Below are 18,356 nucleotides of genomic sequence, written 5' to 3'. Positions count from 1 at the left end.
AAAATTGCAATTCACAAAAAAGAAGCATTCTAAAGAATACTTCTCCTCTATTTTAAAATGCATAATCTATTGATTGCATTATTGTTTTATTTTGGTCTTTTTATCATTAAACTGTATCAACCAATCTTCGATCTCATCTTCCAGATAGGAGGTCTGAAGTATCATTGCATTTATAAAATCATCCGGCACAGGTTCCCCGGTGGAGTTTTCAAGATTCCAAAGTTCATTGGACATATTTTCATATTCGGAGTATACGCGTTTGAAGCGTATACTTTCTTTCTCCAGTGCTTCAATATTTTTTTGCTGAAGCTGAAATTTTCTGTATTTGTTTTGATTTTTCATACAAATAATGATGGTTAAGTGGGTAAAAAGCGGTAATAAATTTTAATTGCAGGGCAATATGCCCAGCTGACAAGATAGAAAAACCAACAGCACAAACAGCTGAAAATGAATTTATTATCAGGTAGTATCGATCCGTATTAGTTAGATTAAATTTAGAAATTAATTTTAATTCACAAAAATATTTAACATCTTTTTTTAAGTGTTTAACATATAGTTATAAATTTGCACATCATATATAATAGATGAGAGAATTAGTACTACGTCACAAACAGATTTTATTCTTCATCATTGCAGGAGGACTAAGTGCAGTGGTAGAAATCGGAAGTTTTAAAACCTTCAGCACCCTTCTTCCTCAGATATTTCCGCACGAGCCGGATTATCACGGAGTGCATTATCCTTTAAGTAATATTTTTTCTACAAGCTGTGGTATTATTACGAATTATTTTCTAAGCATCTGGTTTGTTTTTGAAAGGGGAAAACATTCAAAAAGGAAAGAGTTTGCGTATTTTATATTGGTTTCATTTATTTCCACCTTATTCAGCCTTGGCTTCTTTCAGGTATTTTACAGCTGGATATTTAAAGACAATATCAATCTGAGATTTTACACATTAAGTCCGGAAATGATCAGTAAAATTGCGGCCATTTTATTAGTTTCGGTTCTGAATTATTCAGTGAAGAAAAAAGTAATATTTAACGGATAGAGTGTGGTAAAGATCTTAAACTATTTTTGGAGAGTATGGTTACTATTGTTGGCATTTGTTTTAACAATTATTTTTGGGATTCCTGTATATATTTTATCTTTTCATAAAAAGCATTACAGGTTTGCCTACCGGTTCATCCGATTCTGGAGCTACGGAATGTTTTACGGAATGGGGTTACGATACGAGCTCATCCACCTTTCAGATCAAAAGATAGATAAGAACACGCAATACGTTATTATTTCCAACCATACTTCGATCATGGATATTATGCTTACCTGCATTCTGTATCCGCACCACCCTATTTGTTTTGTGGGCAAAAAAGAATTGGTAAAGATCCCGATTTTCGGAACCATATATAAAAGGATATGCGTAATGGTAGACCGCAGCAGCGCAAGAAGCCGCGCCGACGTGTACCGACGTTGTGCCGAAAAAATGGAAGAAGGTAACAACATCGTTATTTTTCCCGAAGGCGGTGTTCCGGATGACACTTCCGTAATTTTAGATGAATTTAAAGATGGGGCTTTTACGCTTTCCTCGAAACATAATTCACCTATTGCCATCCATACCTTCGTTGGATTAAAGGAAATTTTTCCGTTTGACAGTTCAAAAGGTTATCCGGGCACAGTAAAAGTCTATTTTAACGGAATTTTACCCGCTTCAGATTCTCCGAAAGAGCTGAAAACAAAGGCTTTTGAAGAAATAAAAAAAACTTTGGTGAATCACCGTAATTAAAAGAAATAATATATATTTGTTATTAAGAAATTTTTAACAAATATGTCAAATTATTCAAAGCAAACTAATTGGGGGCAATTCATACCATTAGTTACTGTATTTTTTTTCTGGGGCTTTATTGCGGCAAGCAATGACATTCTGATCCCGGTTTTCAAAAAGGCATTCGATTTAACCCAAACTGAAAGTATGCTCGTGCAAATCTGCTTTTATGTAGCGTATACCGTAGGTTCATTAATTTATATGGCGGTTTCAAAAGGTTTGAAACAAGATTTAATTAACAAGATCGGATATAAGAACGGGCTTATCATAGGGCTTCTTATTTCTGCAGCAGGTACTTTATTGTTTTACCCAGCTGCCAATATGGAATCTTTCCCATTAATGATCTCCGGTCTTTTCATCGTAGGACTAGGTTTTTCTCTACAGCAAATCGTTGCCAATCCTTTAGCAATTGAGGTGGGACCTGCAGAAACAGGATCTCAAAGATTGACAATGGCGGGAGGTATCAATAACTTCGGAACTACCATCGGGCCATTAATTGTTTCTTTTGCCATCTTCGGTTCTGCAACCGCAGCAAGTACAGATGTAAGCGTTGAAAGTGTAAAAGTTCCTTACCTTATTCTGGGGGTAGCTTTTGTTTTGGTGGCTGTTATGTTGAAGTTTTCTTCTCTGCCATCAGTAACACCTACCAATATTGAAGATACAGACGATTCTACTCCGGGAAATCACAGAAAATCGGCTTTCCATTATCCACAATTGATTATGGGGATGATCGCAATCTTTGTTTACGTGGGTGTTGAAGTTTCTACAGCAAGTAATCTTCCTGCATATATGGAAAAAGACCTTGGTTTTGAAACCAAAGATGTGGCTCCATACATTTCATTATATTGGGCTTCGATGATGATCGGACGTTGGACAGGAGCGGTAGACGCATTCGATTTCAGTGCAGGATTCAAAAAGATCTTACGATTTTTAGCGCCTTATTTGGCTTTTGCAGTATTTTTACTAGTAAATGCCATTGCCCATCATGATTTGAAACCTTTTTATGTTTACGGTATTATTATCATCGCTATGATTATCTGTGATATTATGAGTAAAGGAAATCCGGCGAGAATGCTTTTAATTTTCTCTGTTGCCGGTATTACTGCCTTATTAATAGGAATGTTTACAAAAGGGATGGTTTCTGTATATGCTTTCACCAGTGTTGGCTTATTCTGCTCTACACTTTGGCCGTGTATCTTTGCTTTGGCAATCAACGGTCTTGGAAAACATACGAACGAAGGTTCAGGATTGTTGATTATGATGATTATGGGAGGTGGAATTGTAAGTCTTGTTCAGGGATATGTAGCAGATTTAACAACCATTCACATGAGTTATACTGTTGGTGTGATCTGTTTTGCGTACCTTGCATTCTATGCGATCCGGGTTACCGGAATTTTAAAATCTCAGGGAATTGATCTTGATAAAATCACCAAAGGAAGTGGTCATTAAGAATAGAAAAATAGTATATAAAAAGAGATTTTGGGCAGGTATATTACTTGCCCAATTTCTTTTGTTCTTTGTCTTCTCAAAACTGAAATTTATGATTTCTTTTTTTGAGTATTTTTTTGAAATTCAGAAAAGTTTTCATCAAACCTTATTTTCATGGATCCCATTTTCGATAGGAGATGTTTTATATGTTTTGCTCGGAGCCTTTATTCTATTTTGTATCATTAAAAATTTTAAAAAGAAAACCCGAAATGCAGGTCTGCTGCGGTTATTAATTGGTATCAATTCTTTTTACTTTATCTATCAGATATTTTGGGGAATGTTGTATTTCCAGACTCCGATTATAGACAAACTTAAAAAAGGAGATCAGTCGGATACTTCGTTGGAAAGAAGAAAAGAACTGGCTTTGCAATACCTTGAAAAATGTAAAACAACCCGTAAACTTGTCAGTCAGGATAAAAACGGTGTTTTCATTGTTACCGATCTGGAAAAGATACAAAAAGAGATTCTTTATCAACAATCAAAATTACCGGCTTTAATTTCTAATAAAAAAGCGCCACAAATTAATTCTTTCAAACCGAGTCTATTTAAGTATGTAATGAGCTTTACAGGAATTTTGGGATATTACAATCCTTTTACGGCAGAAGCACAGTACAATTCGGAATTACCTTCAACATTCCTGCCTTTTACATCGGCGCATGAAAGCTCACATCAGCTTGGTTTCGCAAGAGAACAGGAGGCCAATTTTGTGGGATATCTGATTGGAATACATTCTGGAAATCTGGAGTTAAGATACAGCACAGAATATTATACTTTGAAAAGTCTGCTGAATTCTATTGCTTATGAAGATGAAAATTTTGTAAAAACGGCTCTAAAGAATTATTCTCCGGAAATGAAAAAAGACAGACTGTACGAGAGAGCGTTTATTTATAAGCACCAGGGTTTACTGGACGACTTTTTCGGGTTTACCAATAACCTCTTTCTGAAAAGCAATCAACAGGAGGGCTCTGTTACCTATTCCTACTTCATTGATTTATTACTTCACTATGAAAAAATAGTCTTAAAACAAAAGAATCGTATCAGGCGATACGATTCTAAAAACACAAATGATGAAAAAAAATTTATTACCTTGACTTGTTCCCTCATTCAAGGCGTTGTAAAAGTACAACATATTTCGTAATTACAAAAACATTTCATTCCTTTTTTAAAACTTTATGAAAACTTTAAGATTTTTTAAGCGGACTGCCCTGAAATATGATAAATTTCACACTAATATGACATTCTACAAAAAGACATATTCAATGCCAAATAATCACATTTATGAAATAATTGGTTATAAATATTAACAAAATCAAACGATTGTTTGAATTCTTGTTTTTCTTATTATCTCAAATTGGGATTGGGTTGTGTTTCAGAATAGTGAGCTTATAATTAAAAATTTAAACTAAAAAACCTTAAAAAGGTTAACTATATCATCCAAAACAATAAAAGCACATATTTAAATATTTTCTTTTTGCATATTTTTAAAAAAAATAGTTTTATAATAACGATGTAAATAATCATAAATGATCATTTCAAACAATCTTTGATCTGATACAAAAAGTCGGTTAATATGCATATGAAACAAACTTTGGATGATTTTTTTCCGCTCTCCTATTTTGTTTTTCTTAATCGTTTCCTGTATAGAAAACCTACTTTTCATAAGATTATTTTTTAACAGCTCTTTACAATCGAAGTCATTTAAACTTTTAATATAAAAAACGGCTTGTTTATTTTTGTGTTGCGAAACATAAAAAACAAATCAAGCCGATGATGTACCAAGTACTAGACAAAGATATAATATAAAATGAAATAGTACCTAATCTTCCTAAGCCAAAACGAGGATTTTTTCCCAAAGCCCCTCTTGCTGAAATAGTAAATTGCATATTATACAAACTGAAAACAGGGGTTCAATGGGCTTATTTACCTGTAAAAAGTCTTTTTGCAGAGAATGTTTTGACCTATCAAAGTGTTTTCTATCATTTTCGTAAATGGTGTGTAAAAAATATTTGGCAAGATTGCTGGATAAAGCTATTATCAAAAAATAAATCGAAATTAGATTTATCCAGTGCAGATTTAGACGGGAGTCATACATCAGCATTACGGGGAGGAGAAGAGGTCGCTTATCAAGGGCGTAAAAAGAGAAAGACCACTACTTCGCTTTATTTTACAGATAGACAGGGACTTCCTTTAGCAATGTCAGACCCTATTGCAGGAAATCATAATGATCTGTATCATATTGAAATCTATTTTGATCAGATCACTCAAACATTAGAAAAGGCAGATATTGCTGTAAAGGGATTATTTATGAATGCTGATGCAGGGTTTGATGCTCAAAACTTCAGAAAGCATTGTGAAAATAAAGATATCATGGCAAATATTGCTTTCAATAAGCGTAATGGCTCAGATACAGACGAGATTTATTTTGATGAGCTTTTATACCATCAAAAAGATACTATAGAAAGAACAAATGCTTGGTTAGACAGCTTTAGATCATTGCTCAATAGGTTTGATACTACTGTATCTAGTTGGAAATCTTTTAATGATTTAGCATTTATGGTCATTGCACTAAGAAAGTTTTATAACACTAAAAAGTTTAAATGACTTCATAATGTATTTTCATTCAAAAAAATAGATGTCGAAATTTATAAATTCCGTATTATTTAAAAAAACAACACCCTAATATACAACATCTTAAAACATCACTGATTGTTATTTTCTTTTAGTGCTTTTATATAATAAGAAGGCAGCGTATCTGTTATTTTTTTAAATGCATTGGTAAAAGACTCTACATTATTGTATCCAGCTTCCTCAGCAACAGTAGCAATGGTAAGTTTTTGTAATCTTTTATTATTCTTCAATTCAAGGATGATATAATTAATTCTCAATTCATTTAGATATTGCGGAAAATTCTTTCCCTTCAGTTCATTAACTGATCTTGATAAATAAGCTCTGTTGATATTAAATTCCTTGGACAGAATATCCAAATTTATTTTTTTATCTAAGAATCGTTTTTCTATTTCAAACTCTTGCCACTTCTGACTTAATTGTTTTAACTTATCATCCGACAAAGTTGCTTTTGATTTTTCTTTTTGAAAATCCAAATTTTCATTAAAAGGAAGATCTGTTATTTCAGAATGATCTGAATCGACTGAAGATTGCATCAGTAAATCTGCTTTGCTTTGATATATTTTAATTTTCCTCCTGTTTTTATCGTAGAGATAAAGCAGGAGAATGATAATGCCCCCTCCTATTCCAATAATCCAAAATAAAGTATAATTCTTTGTATGTAAATCTGAAATTAGAATTTCTTTTTCCTTTAAAAGCAAAGGAGTATCGTATTTTTTGTTTATTTCCGTCGTTAAAAAAATATTGTTTTTACTTAAAATACTATCTACAGATAATAAGTGCTCTATATAAAATAGCTGCTTTTCTTTATTTCCCGTTTTTTTATAATAGTCAATTAACAGTGGATAGGCATCTCTTAATTCGGAAGTAACACTTTTAGTCTTGGTAATGATAGAGTCTACAATTTCAAGCTTTCTCACAAAATTGTTATCATTACCGTAATATAATATTTTTCCTATATAATATTCACTGATTGCTAGATTCTGAGGATTAAAGAAATTATCTTTTATTAATTTAGAGGACTTTCTTAATGTCTCCAAAGCAGATTCGTATTTTTTTCTCTTATATCTATTTATTCCGGAAACTAAAATTAAATTAGCTTGACACTCACCATCTTTCATTTCATAGCTTTTCTCTAATCCAACGTTAACATATTGGTCAGAAAAGTCAAGATTGCCTGCCTGACTATAAGCATAGGCTAAGGCATAAATACAACTTACATAATCAAGAGATCTTTCAGCATTATTTCTTTCTAGATATTGCTTATAATTAAGAAATAACTGAATAGATTCTTTGTACTCTTTTAATTCAAGCTTTAACAGACCTACATTAAAATTGAGAATATAATATGTCTTGCTGTTCTTTTTCGCATAATTTATTGCTACTAAATTACTGGCTAATGCTTTTGAATACTCTCCTTTTGCATAATAGTAATTCCCCTTATACATATTACCATCTGCAAGATAATCAGAATTTTGCATTTTTTTGGATACAACCATCATACTATCCAAATACGATAATGCTGATTTATCATGATTTAATCGATGTAGCATCAGATATCCATCTGCAATTTTCTCGTGGCTCTTATCCTTTTTTCCTTTTAAAAGAATTGTATTCGCATAGATTTCAGCATTGGATTTATTGATATAAAGATTTTTGTGAAAATCTTTTTGTAAATCTTCAAAATTTTTATGAACTAAAGAGTCAGGAATATGAAAGCCCTTTATACTCTGCGAAAGAAATAAATTTTGGTAAAAAACCAACAAACAGACTAGAATCGTGTTTTTCATTTTGTGTTTAAAAAACAAAAATACACATTTTCACTTCTCTTTTCAATAAAAGACGAAACAAAACATAAACAACTAATAATCAACTGATAAAAAATCTAAATTGATCAATTTCGTATCCTTTTGTTCCAGAATTTATAAATTCCGATATACTCTTCTTGTATTATCGATAAAGCACTTGCATCTTTGTCTCAGGTAAAAACATAAATATTTTTCTTTTCATAATGCGCAGTGTGAAAAGTACAATATAGCTGATCAGCAAAAATCCCATGTCAGGGATTGTATGACAAAAAAATTATTTAAACTAAAAATTCAAAACAATGAAATTAATAAAATCATTATTACTTAGTGGGGTCTTAGGTGTATCGGCTATTGCTGTAGGTAATTCAGCAATAGGTGAAGGTACTAATACTATCATTTCTGGAAGCAAATCAAATGATTTTGCAGAAGCAAGTAGAAATTCTACGACTACAACCGTGGAAACCACTACAACCACAACGGAGACGACTACGACTACAGCTCAACAGTCTTTAGAGCAAGCTTTTTAAAATTTTAGAACCATCATATTGTTTTACCAACAATATGTTGGTTCTTTTTATACGTAAAACAAAAAATGACAAAAAAAATGATTTTTTTAAAGAATTTTATTCTCCTAATTTTGGTCATTCATTTCACATTTGTTGTGATCGTGCAGTTTTATGATCTAGGATACACTAATAATAGAATCGCAGAAAAAATAAAAAATAATTACATCACACCTTTTTTTGAACAAAATTGGGGCATGTTTGCTCCTACTCCTCCACATGGAAATCAGTATTTTGTTATTAAATTTCACACCGATAAAGATAGCATCATAGTTGATATTCACGAGGATATTAAAAATAATAGCAATCGAGGATTTTTGAATATCAATCAGAGGCTATTAAAATATCAAAATAGTTGCTATAATGATATTATAAAGAAGAGGTCAATCGGAAGATTAAATAATATTTATAAAGATAAAAACAAATCTCACGGCTTAGAATCGATTCTAAATTATTCTAAACTTACATTAAAAAATCAAAAAGCCTTTTTAAATACAATAAGTGATAAAGATTCTGTATTTATTGATATATATCTTATTAATGAGCCTTTACTTCCTTCAAACTCTAAGAAGAAGTATGAAGAAAAAAAGTACATCACGTTGACGGATATCTATCTCACAACCAAACAGTCTTTATATGAACAATCTTATTTATAACCGAAAAATAGGTGCATCAATATTGAGATTTCTAATGGGTTTTTTGATATTTAAAGACTTTGTAATTTATTTTGCTAATAGAAAATATTTGTTTGGAAATCAAGGAATTGTATCTTATCAAACTTATAAGGATATTATTAATTTTTATAAACTGAATTGGCTATATGTAGACTTTACAGAAGTAAACAATGTAAATATTTTTTGTTTTTTGGGAATATCTTTTGGATTTTTATTTATGTTAGGAATTTTACAACGATTTTCAGTTGTACTCCTCTCTGCCCTTTTGTTCCTGTTTAAGATAAGAAATATATATATTTTAGATGGTGCAGATAATGTCATTTCTGTCATACTGCCCTTTTACTTATTTATTGAAACGCAAAGTTTGAGTAGTAAATATGAATTTTTGAAACATAAGATTTATAAAAGAACTTCAACTATTTCTAATATTTTAAGTGTTTATTTTTCTTATGGAATAATGATCCAAATTTGTATTGTCTATTTTTTTTCGGGATTACATAAATTAGAAGGAAAGATGTGGAGGGATGGAACCGCTCTGTATTATATACTTAATTCTGATGATTTTTCACCAACAAAATTTAATTCTTTTTTTACCAGTTCAATTATTCTTGTCAAACTTTCAACTTGGTTTACTATAATTTTTCAATTATTGTTTTCTATTTTCATTTTGATTAAGAAAACAAGGTGTATAACTATTTTCATTGGCATTCTACTGCATACCGGGATATTTTTTTTAATGAAAATTGATAATTTCTCCTTTATTATGATATCATGTTATGCTCTATTTTTTACTGACAATCAGTATGCTTCAGTTTATAATAAATTAAAGATAAAATATGCTACATAAGATTCTTCTCTTACTATGTCTATCTGGTTTTCTCAAAATATTTTCGCAAACGGTGGAATATGGCGGGAAAATAAATACTCTTGGGAAAGAATATCTCATTATTCTTACGAACATACAAACTCCTGAAAATTCCTTTTCTGAGTCGACGAGAGGACAAAATTTTATTTTCAAAAATATACCATTAGGAAGTTATAAAAGGTGTATTACGGCGAGCAATTTTACCAAATGCGACACTATACTGATTAATAAAAACTTGATCAACGATATCATTGTTTTAGAGGGAGAAACTCAAATTAAGGAGGTGGTTATTTCCAATAAAAAACCATTCATTCAAAGTAAAGGTGGTGTGTTAGAAATTAATGTGGAAGGCAGTCCGGTTCTGTCTAATGGAACCGCATTTGAAACTTTATCAAAACTTCCGGGCGTCACGTATAATTATCCTAATAATTCCTTTAATGTAAAAGGAAAACCGGGTATTCAAATTCAAATAGACGGACAGGTTTTGTATATGTCCAATAGTGAAGTGATTAATTATTTAAAAAGTATTTCCTCCAGTGATATCAGTGATGTAGAGATAAACTCTTCACCATCCGCAAAATATGATGCCAGTGGAAATGCGGGAATTATTAATATTAAAACAAAAAAAACAACACGAGAAGGCTATTCCCTAGGCGCTTCATTCAACGGAACACAAGGGAAATATTATAAACAAAATACAGGACTAAGAGGGCAATATAATACCAAAAAAAGTAGATATATGCTTCATTATATTAGCTCTTTTAATACAGATTTTGAAAAGGCAAGCACCTATAGAGATTTTCTAGATACAAACACTCATCAAGAAACGTATGCAAAAATAAAAGGCAGTACCAGCACCCTTAACGCTCAATATGAGCATAAATACAATAAATCGAATGTATTGATCAACTCTTCACTTTCTTTTTATAATGAGCAAATCACACAGAATACGGATCTTGGGTTTTATAACAGGAATGATGTGATCACATCCACGTTATTTTCAAACCAAAACAGTAAAAACAATTTAAAAACCTTTGATATCGGCGTTAACTACAATATAACCAATGAAAAATCAAAATTAACATTGAAGTCAAACTACATTTTCTACAATATAAAAAATCGTTCTCTCCTTTCCACCTATCAAATCCCAGAAATTAATACGTACAATGATTTGCAGAATCAATCTCCAAACAGAATAAACATCGCCCTTTCTCAGATTGATTATGAAATAAAATTAGATTCTTTATCAAAATTTGAAACAGGAATAAAAGCAATCTATCAGAGTATAGATAGTGAAAACAATTTCTTTGAATCTTTAGTATTTGACCCAGATAAATCAGATCAATACAAGTACAATGAATGGATTTTTGGAGGTTATGCACAATATAACAAGAATTTTAATAAAACAAGTTTTACTTTTGGCAGCAGGTTAGAGTATAATCCTTTGAAAGGTATAGATCTAGAAAATAATTTTATATTAAGAAGAGATCCTATTAATTTATTTCCTTTCTTTAATTTTTCTTATCATCCTTCAAAAAATAATAGTTTTAGTTTGTCTTATAACAAAAGAATTAATCGTCCAAGGTTTAAAAATCTGATGCCATTTGTTTATTATGTAGATCAATATACCCGACTCATCGGTAACCCTGAATTAAAACCTAGTTTATCTCATCAGATAGAATTGCAATATATTCTTAAAAATAAATATATTTTTAGCATTGCGTATTTTATTAATAAAAATCAGATCTATCAAACCCCAATTCAGGATAATGGTGATAAGTCCACTATATTAATGCCAACCAATATCAACCAAAGCAATTCATTATCATTTAATTCCAATATCACCCTACAACCCTTAAAATGGTGGAATTTAAATGTAAGCGGTCTTGTTTTATACAACAGGATCAACGATCACGTGATCCATATAAATTCAGCTATCTGGTCTGGTCAAATAGCCGCTTCCCATGTTTTTTCATTGCCTAAAACTTTAAAATTGGAATTTACAACAGATTATAGAACCCCATTTATTCAAGGTCCATACAAAACACAAAACTTATTTACAGCAAGTATAGGAGTTAGTCAATCGTTTCTTGATAATAAGCTAAAAGTTTCATTAGTTGGCAATGACCTATTTAGAACCTATACGATTAGAAATAGGTCAATTATTGAAAATCAAATATCAAATATTACTCAAAATTTTGACACTCACTGGATAAGATTAGGTTTGGTGTATAAATTGGCAAAAGGATTAAAGAAAGATAATTCAAATCCTGACAAACTTGCTGAAGAATTAAAGTCCAGAACCAGATAAAAAGATAATAATAAGTAGCTTTTGGCAATTAGCTTTTTGCTATTGGCTATTGGTTTTAGAACCAGAATGATGAGTTTTAAAAATATATTAATAATTTATTTCATACACTTACTTTAACCTGAATTCGGGATAATAGGCTTTTTGAGTATGGAAGCCAGGAGAGCCGGAAGACGGAGGTTATATAAGGATATAAAATCAAAATATTCCTTTTTCCTTTGAATTTTTTATGATCATAACAAAATGGAGAACACAATCAGCCTCCAACCACACTCTTCCAGCTTCCAGCCAAATTCTTATCCCGAACTCACGTTAATTTACTATTATTTTAAAATTTCTCGAAAACGTAACCTTTAAATAACAGGAATTTCAATATAACTATCATTATACCATTTCACCTCCAGAGGTTCTTTGGCATCCTGAATGGTTTCGTCGCTTACGTCTTTACCTGTTCCATAGTTTATCTGAGTATTCGGATTTTTATTGACTCCTAATAAGACGATTAATTGGCTACCTTTGGGAATCTTTTTTCCAACAAAAGTGCTGTTGGTAATAGAGATTTCTTCAATTTCGTTGGGTTTTAAAAGTTGCCTTTCCTCCCTGTTTTTGATATAGCTTGCTCTTCCGAGATAATTGGATAAAAAGAAAAAACCACCTTCAGGCTTTACCTGCATCAAGGTAATGGTAATATCCATATCTTTTTTATTAATCATCGCTTTGAGCTTTGCACTAAAGGCTCCGTTGATAATCAAATCTTTGTCTAGCACCTCAGTTGTATACACTACGCTGTTCGTGGTATTGATACTGTCTTTTTTTAAAGTATAATAGCTATTTTTATCTTCCCGATCACTGAAATCAACCATTTGTTTTACATATTCAGATTGAGAAGGCTTCCGTTGGCTTAATGCCAAAACAGAATCTGCTTTTTTAGTGAGATAAAATCTGAGTTGATCATGATGAGACTTTTCCAGGGTCGGAAAATGATACCATTGATCGGAATCCATCACCTGAATATTGACTTTATCCTTCAACAACAGCGGTTTAGCACCATTTTTCAAAATATAATCAAACCATGAATAAGCCAGGTCACTGAAATTGATCTTTGCCGCTTCATTGAGATGGTATCCCATGAGTACATTCACGGGATAGCTCTGTGCTCCCCCATGATCGTATGGTCCCATCACCAGATAATGATTGGGATTCGGATGGTATTTATGATATTCTTTGAAATAATACAGGGCTCCCAACTGATCGGAATCATAAAAACCTGTCGTACTGAGAATCGGAATCGGAATGGCTGCGAATTCTTCTTTATAAGGAATCATTTTTTTCCAAAAATCATCATAGGAAGGATGCTGAAGCCATCGTTGAAAAATAGGGCTCGGTTTACCGGCGATGGTATCTAAAGCCCTGAAAGATTTTCCGCTTTTATACCATGCAGTGTTGATAGAATCCCATTTCTGATAATTTTTAAAACTTGCCTCGTCGGTCATTTTATTATTGGTAACATACGAAATCCACTGAAGCATATAGTTGGAAAAAACATTGTTTTCCATGGGAAAATCGATTCCTATTCCCACCGAAACCTGAGGAACAATGGTTTTCAATGCCGGATGCAGTTTCTTTGTTGCCGCCCACTGGCTGAATCCTAAATAACTTCCCCCGATCATCCCTACTTTGCCATTACACCATGGCTGTTTACTGACCCAATCTATAACATCATACAGGTCTTGTGCTTCATGCTCAAAAGGTTCAATTGCGTCATTACTGGTCCTTTTTCCTCGTGTATTCACAACAGCACCAATATAATGATAGGCTACCGCTCTTTTTCCCAAGGAGCTGTCATAGCTGCCGGCATATATACTATTGGTTAATATTACCGGTAAAGGCTGCTTTTTTTCTTTGGGTCTTGTTACCGTAATGACCAGGTTGCCTCCCGTGCTTGTCTTTATAGTAAAAGATTTTTGCCAGTACCTTTTTTTATCTTTTTCCGATAACAGTTTATTGATATCACTTTGAGTTTGAGAAGAACACTGATAATCCAGATAATTCAGACACATCTGTAATGCATCATTATAGGTTAAACTATCATTCTTAATATTACCAAAAGATCTCTTTAATTTACTTTTCTTATCTTTTATATCATATTCAAATACATCATTCAATCGAAATGAATATTTTTCGGGGAGTGTAGCATATTTTTGTTCAAAAGCTTTGTTAAGAGCGATGGTAAAGTTCATCTTTTCATTTCTTTCCATGTTTTTGGACATAGCAAAGATTTCATAATCTATACTTTTTATGCTTACCGTCTTCTCGTCAGCATATACCTGTCTGCTTTTACGAATCAGGGGCAACGATTTTTCAAAATGGCCTGATACAATTTCAAGCTTGAATTGTTTATCTAGAGAATCATACGTTTTAGCGTTAGCATAATTCTTGGAAATAACAGCCGCAATGGAGGAAACTCTCTTTTCAAGAAGTGCAGCATCTGCAACTTCCTTTTTAGGAAAATAGAATTTTTGAGCCGCAATCGTATGGAGCGAAAGCAGTAAAAGCATCGAAATAATTTTTGACTTCATTTTTTTATTTAATGATAAAACAAAAAATCCGTAAAACCAAATTTTCTCAGAATTATAATTTTACGGATTTCCGGATAAAATAAGATCTATATCAAGTTCTTACTTTATCCGGAAGTCTCCTCTGAAATAACAAAGGTATTTTGGATATGCAAATAAAAATTCCAGTATAAGTTAAGCTACATTTTGATAAATTTTATTTTCATTATCACTCGAAAAAAGCACAGCAAAAACAATGTAAAATCGTTCAGCACCTTATTTACTCTATAGAAAAAAATGCCGAAAAACAGATTATTCCCCGAAAGAAAGATCATCAAGCTGTCATATCCGATCCTATATCGGTATCAAACAATAAAACCGAGAAAACAGAAAAACTATCTGAAGAAACCGTTGATCTTATTTTAAAAGAATTACAGTTATTTGAAATGAAAGAGTTGTTTCTAATGAAAGGGATTACACTTGGCAGTTTAGCAAAAGATATTCAAACCAACTCTTCTTATGTATCTGAAGTTATTAACACCTATAAAGAACAAAATTTCGCTTCTTATTTAAATAGTCTTCGAGTAGAATATCTCCTCAATAAATTGGTAACAGATAAAAAATTCCGTTCCTATAAATTAGGAGTGATTCCCGATGAATTAGGCTATAATAATGAGCAGGCTTTTTCAATAGAATTCAAAAAAAGACAGGAACCACGCTGTCCATTGATATCAAAGAAATCGAAAAAACACAAAATAAATAAGCGTGAACTCGACGAAAAAAATTTGTTAAAGAGCTGGAAGAGGGAAGTTGGAGGCTTCTAGCTTTTCTTGTCAACAGAACGAAAAGTAGCCTATAAGATCAAATGATCCTGTGAATCGTGAATTTTGCTGCGCAAGTGAATTTTTTACGTACCATTAAGATTGACAATTGACTCGAAGAAATTCACCATTCACCATTTACCATTCACTATTCAACATCAATACTTTTCACCTTTTTAGTGAATTGAAAACAAGTGAAATACCATCGATTTCACGTTAAATAAGCGTAAATTCAATGGGAAAAATCAGATGATAATTTGAAAGAGAGATTTTGGAGGCTTACTATTTTTATGCCCACACAAACCAATGTCAACTTGATAATTTTTCATTAATTTCCATGTCGATTAATTACCAAATGAGCATTTAATATAAAAAAAAACTTATTTTTTAGATTTGAAACAGAATTTAGGTAAAATACAAAATTGTAATAACCAATGAAATAAGATTAAAATTTCTCTAGATTTATAAATCTAGAGAACCTTATTTTTTATAAAACCCATGGGTTGTGTATGTTTGCAACGGGTAAAGACACAACTAATAATCTTTAGTTTCCTTCTTGCGTAGAAAATTAAGGAAACTGACATGAACCACAAATTGAGGGAATACATTTCTAGAATGTTTTTATCGCTAGAAATGGTTCAGACATAGGAGGAATTTTTTCCTCCTTTTTTATTTAATTTTCAGAAGCTTGTTGACGGAATTTAATTGAAAGATGTTTTTTATCTATGCAATTTGGTCAGATTGATGTTTAATGATAGCCTAAGGCTCGATCAATAAAATATTCTAATAGGTCAAGGTCAATAAACGTGGGCTTTAGTCTGTCTAAAAATGAGATCGAAGCTTATCATCAATTTCGGATAAAGCCTTAATTGGATTCCAAATTCTAACACTGGGATGAGCCCAACGCTATTCATGTGTGTTTTAATAATAGAAAATCAATATTTTAGATAGTTGATTTTAATTGAGCTTAGGTTAAAACTACCCACAAAAAACATCTAAATTTACAAATCTAGAGCATCATCTATTTTATAAAACCGACGGACGGTGTATGTTTGTAAGGAAGTAGTATTCTTAATATTATTTTTTTAAGCTGCCTTCCCCTTATCAATTAAGGAGTAGGATCTATTTCTAAATAAGGGCATATATTCTTCCGTTGATATCATGAGAAGCACACCGGAGAAAAGAAGGAAAATATTCATATTTTAAACATAAAGACAACAAATAAATACCTGTTTTTTTTGTTTTTAACTAAAAATAAATCACCCATACAAGAAAAGCGCTTGTTTTTTTAAAACATCTGCGTATTTTAGTAAAAATATTAACATGATTTTCGATAAACTAATACACTATTTAAAACTGGATAAGCAGGAGTTTCTGTTTCAGTTCAATTCACATCCTAATTATCCGTCTGCACTGGCTTTTAGTGATACCCTTAATTTTATGGGCGTAAAAAATGATGCCTATGAATTGGAAAAACAATATTGGGATGAGTTACCTGAAGAATTTATCGCTATTGTTGATAATTCTTTTTCACTGGTAAAAAAATCGGGAAGTCAATATTCGATATACTCAGAGAAGGCTAAAACTCTGAATAAAGCTGAACTTCATAAAAATTCAACAGATTTTGTTCTTCTATTTGAAAAAACAGAACAAGCAGAAGGAAAAGCTGCAAAAAATATAAAACCTCTACTCTATTCTGTATTGGCTCTTATTGCTTTGTACACCTTGCTCACTCATACTTGGTATCAAGGTATTTTCAATATTCTCTCTTTAGCCGGAGTATATATTTCTCTTGAAATTTTCAATCAGAAATTCGGAAATACCTCTACGGTTATTGGCAGTATTTGTGGAGATACCGCAGGAAATCAGGCGGTAAATTCCTGTAACAAAATCATTACTCAGGATAAAACAAGTATTCTGGGGCTTAAATTTTCAGATTTTTCATTGATCTATTTCGTTGGAATTACCATTTTAGGTTTATTTCTTCCTGCGACTTCTTATATTCTTAAAGGTCTTAGCTTAGTTTCCGTTTTAGCCATTGGATATTCACTGTATATTCAGGGGTTTGTTGAAAAAACATTTTGTAGAGTTTGTCTTTTAATTATTTCAGTGCTGGTTGCTCAATTATTACTTGGTACTTTGCTTTTTGAAAATGTATTTATCGAGATAAAAACGATCTTACTAAGCGTTGTATTATGGATTGCAGCTTTTACTTCCGTTTTGTATATCAATAATACACTGGAAGAAAAAGAAAAAATTCAGAAATCAAATGCTAAAAATCTTAGATTTAAAAGAAACTATGATTTGTTTAAAAGTCAGCTATCAGAAAACGAAAAAATAGAATTTCAGGATAATCAAACGTTTTCAGTGGGAAATCCTGAAGCAAGACTTCACATTTCCATTGTCTCCAATCCTTATTGCGGTTTTTGTAAAGATGCCCATAAGATTATGGAAGATATTCTGAAAAAATATCCAAATGAAGTTTCCGCTCAGCTACGATTTAATTATTTCCCGGACAGAAGTCCCGAAAAATACGCAGGTTTAATTTCAGATTTCACTTATATCTATCAAAATAAATCCCAACACGAGTTTCTTGAAACCATAGAAAACTGGTTTGAAAATAAAAGTGAGGAACAAATTCATGCAAAATCAGGAAGAGGAGATCAAGAACAGGATTTGCAGCCCATCATTGAAATGTCTAAAGACAATAGTAATAATCAATTAAATTTCACGCCTATTCTTATTATCAACGGACACCAGTTTCCTGATAAATACGACCGTGATGATATCTGGTTTTTTATTGATGAGCTACTGTATGACGAAGATTTTTAAAAT

The 18,356-nt window shown here is 31.7% G+C and carries 15 protein-coding genes; 11 read left to right on the top strand and 4 right to left on the bottom strand.

Going from position 1 to position 18,356, the window contains the following annotated elements; all coding sequences use genetic code 11:
* Window positions 1-78: 78 nt before the first annotated feature.
* Window positions 79-342 carry a hypothetical protein gene (locus VUJ46_RS18380; RefSeq protein ID WP_326982154.1) on the bottom strand — a complete coding sequence of 88 codons (264 nt, stop codon included), beginning with the start codon at window positions 340-342 and terminating at the stop codon, window positions 79-81.
* Window positions 343-584: 242 nt separating this feature from the next.
* Here VUJ46_RS18380 and VUJ46_RS18375 point away from each other — a divergent pair, with 242 nt between their 5' ends.
* The 4 genes from VUJ46_RS18375 (at window position 585) to VUJ46_RS18360 (ending at window position 4,440) form a co-directional block, all read left to right on the top strand.
* Window positions 585-1,043 carry a GtrA family protein gene (locus tag VUJ46_RS18375; RefSeq protein ID WP_326982153.1) on the top strand — a complete coding sequence of 153 codons (459 nt, stop codon included), beginning with the start codon at window positions 585-587 and terminating at the stop codon, window positions 1,041-1,043.
* A 3-nt stretch (window positions 1,044-1,046) separates the two neighbouring features.
* Window positions 1,047-1,775 carry a lysophospholipid acyltransferase family protein gene (locus VUJ46_RS18370; protein ID WP_326982152.1) on the top strand — a complete coding sequence of 243 codons (729 nt, stop codon included), beginning with the start codon at window positions 1,047-1,049 and terminating at the stop codon, window positions 1,773-1,775.
* Between the two features lie 42 nt (window positions 1,776-1,817).
* Entirely contained in the window at window positions 1,818-3,263 is a 1,446-nt protein-coding gene (locus VUJ46_RS18365) for a sugar MFS transporter (RefSeq protein ID WP_326982151.1), read from the top strand.
* A 91-nt stretch (window positions 3,264-3,354) separates the two neighbouring features.
* Entirely contained in the window at window positions 3,355-4,440 is a 1,086-nt protein-coding gene (locus tag VUJ46_RS18360) for a DUF3810 domain-containing protein (RefSeq protein ID WP_326982150.1), read from the top strand.
* Between the two features lie 318 nt (window positions 4,441-4,758).
* On the opposite strand, the gene VUJ46_RS18355 is transcribed toward VUJ46_RS18360, so the two are convergent.
* Window positions 4,759-4,962, bottom strand: coding sequence for a lantibiotic dehydratase C-terminal domain-containing protein (locus VUJ46_RS18355; protein WP_326982149.1), 204 nt, complete (start codon window positions 4,960-4,962; stop codon window positions 4,759-4,761).
* A 149-nt stretch (window positions 4,963-5,111) separates the two neighbouring features.
* Between VUJ46_RS18355 and VUJ46_RS18350 the strand changes: the two genes are divergently transcribed.
* Window positions 5,112-5,903 (top strand): transposase, encoded by a 792-nt coding sequence (locus VUJ46_RS18350; RefSeq protein WP_326985111.1) that lies wholly within the window; start codon window positions 5,112-5,114, stop codon window positions 5,901-5,903.
* Window positions 5,904-6,001: 98 nt separating this feature from the next.
* On the opposite strand, the gene VUJ46_RS18345 is transcribed toward VUJ46_RS18350, so the two are convergent.
* The gene (locus VUJ46_RS18345) at window positions 6,002-7,717 is read right to left on the bottom strand and encodes an AraC family transcriptional regulator (protein WP_326982148.1); all 1,716 of its coding nucleotides are present in this window, start codon (window positions 7,715-7,717) and stop codon (window positions 6,002-6,004) included.
* 317 nt (window positions 7,718-8,034) lie between these two features.
* On the opposite strand from VUJ46_RS18345, the gene VUJ46_RS18340 reads away from it, so the two are divergent.
* The 4 genes from VUJ46_RS18340 to VUJ46_RS18325 all read left to right on the top strand — a co-directional run bounded on the left by VUJ46_RS18340 (window position 8,035) and on the right by VUJ46_RS18325 (window position 12,148).
* On the top strand, window positions 8,035-8,262 hold the full coding sequence (locus VUJ46_RS18340) for a hypothetical protein (protein ID WP_326982147.1): 228 nt from the start codon (window positions 8,035-8,037) through the stop codon (window positions 8,260-8,262).
* A gap of 65 nt (window positions 8,263-8,327) precedes the next feature.
* A complete protein-coding gene (locus tag VUJ46_RS18335) occupies window positions 8,328-8,954 on the top strand; it encodes a DUF5819 family protein (RefSeq protein WP_326982146.1) in 627 nt (208 codons plus the stop codon).
* Entirely contained in the window at window positions 8,935-9,819 is an 885-nt protein-coding gene (locus VUJ46_RS18330; protein WP_326982145.1) for an HTTM domain-containing protein, read from the top strand. The genes VUJ46_RS18335 and VUJ46_RS18330 overlap by 20 nt, the downstream gene beginning before the upstream one ends.
* The gene (locus tag VUJ46_RS18325; protein WP_326982144.1) at window positions 9,809-12,148 is read left to right on the top strand and encodes an outer membrane beta-barrel family protein; all 2,340 of its coding nucleotides are present in this window, start codon (window positions 9,809-9,811) and stop codon (window positions 12,146-12,148) included. Before VUJ46_RS18330 ends, VUJ46_RS18325 begins: the two co-directional genes overlap by 11 nt.
* Before the next feature lie 350 nt (window positions 12,149-12,498).
* Here the strand turns inward: VUJ46_RS18325 and VUJ46_RS18320 are convergent, their stop codons facing one another.
* Window positions 12,499-14,724, bottom strand: a complete 2,226-nt coding sequence (locus VUJ46_RS18320; RefSeq protein ID WP_326982143.1) for a CocE/NonD family hydrolase — start codon at window positions 14,722-14,724, stop codon at window positions 12,499-12,501.
* Between the two features lie 440 nt (window positions 14,725-15,164).
* Here VUJ46_RS18320 and VUJ46_RS18315 point away from each other — a divergent pair, with 440 nt between their 5' ends.
* On the top strand, window positions 15,165-15,524 hold the full coding sequence (locus tag VUJ46_RS18315) for a helix-turn-helix domain-containing protein (RefSeq protein WP_326982142.1): 360 nt from the start codon (window positions 15,165-15,167) through the stop codon (window positions 15,522-15,524).
* Window positions 15,525-16,844: 1,320 nt separating this feature from the next.
* Window positions 16,845-18,353, top strand: a complete 1,509-nt coding sequence (locus VUJ46_RS18310; protein ID WP_326982141.1) for a thioredoxin domain-containing protein — start codon at window positions 16,845-16,847, stop codon at window positions 18,351-18,353.
* Window positions 18,354-18,356 lie beyond the last annotated feature (3 nt).

This window comes from Chryseobacterium sp. MYb264 (assembly GCF_035974275.1).
Lineage (GTDB): Bacteria > Bacteroidota > Bacteroidia > Flavobacteriales > Weeksellaceae > Chryseobacterium.
The sequence above is the reverse complement of the archived record's forward strand: the minus strand, read 5'-3'. Positions and strand labels throughout refer to the sequence as shown.

What these genes read in the sequence shown, in the direction of transcription:
- VUJ46_RS18380 (WP_326982154.1), bottom strand. Translation starts at nt 342, where the DNA reads ATGAAAAATCAAAACAAATACAGAAAATTTCAGCTTCAGCAAAAAAAT.
- VUJ46_RS18375 (WP_326982153.1), top strand. Translation starts at nt 585, where the DNA reads ATGAGAGAATTAGTACTACGTCACAAACAGATTTTATTCTTCATCATT.
- VUJ46_RS18365 (WP_326982151.1), top strand. Translation starts at nt 1,818, where the DNA reads ATGTCAAATTATTCAAAGCAAACTAATTGGGGGCAATTCATACCATTA.
- VUJ46_RS18360 (WP_326982150.1), top strand. Translation starts at nt 3,355, where the DNA reads ATGATTTCTTTTTTTGAGTATTTTTTTGAAATTCAGAAAAGTTTTCAT.
- VUJ46_RS18355 (WP_326982149.1), bottom strand. Translation starts at nt 4,962, where the DNA reads ATGAAAAGTAGGTTTTCTATACAGGAAACGATTAAGAAAAACAAAATA.
- VUJ46_RS18345 (WP_326982148.1), bottom strand. Translation starts at nt 7,717, where the DNA reads ATGAAAAACACGATTCTAGTCTGTTTGTTGGTTTTTTACCAAAATTTA.
- VUJ46_RS18340 (WP_326982147.1), top strand. Translation starts at nt 8,035, where the DNA reads ATGAAATTAATAAAATCATTATTACTTAGTGGGGTCTTAGGTGTATCG.
- VUJ46_RS18335 (WP_326982146.1), top strand. Translation starts at nt 8,328, where the DNA reads ATGACAAAAAAAATGATTTTTTTAAAGAATTTTATTCTCCTAATTTTG.
- VUJ46_RS18330 (WP_326982145.1), top strand. Translation starts at nt 8,935, where the DNA reads ATGAACAATCTTATTTATAACCGAAAAATAGGTGCATCAATATTGAGA.
- VUJ46_RS18325 (WP_326982144.1), top strand. Translation starts at nt 9,809, where the DNA reads ATGCTACATAAGATTCTTCTCTTACTATGTCTATCTGGTTTTCTCAAA.
- VUJ46_RS18320 (WP_326982143.1), bottom strand. Translation starts at nt 14,724, where the DNA reads ATGAAGTCAAAAATTATTTCGATGCTTTTACTGCTTTCGCTCCATACG.
- VUJ46_RS18315 (WP_326982142.1), top strand. Translation starts at nt 15,165, where the DNA reads ATGAAAGGGATTACACTTGGCAGTTTAGCAAAAGATATTCAAACCAAC.
- VUJ46_RS18310 (WP_326982141.1), top strand. Translation starts at nt 16,845, where the DNA reads ATGATTTTCGATAAACTAATACACTATTTAAAACTGGATAAGCAGGAG.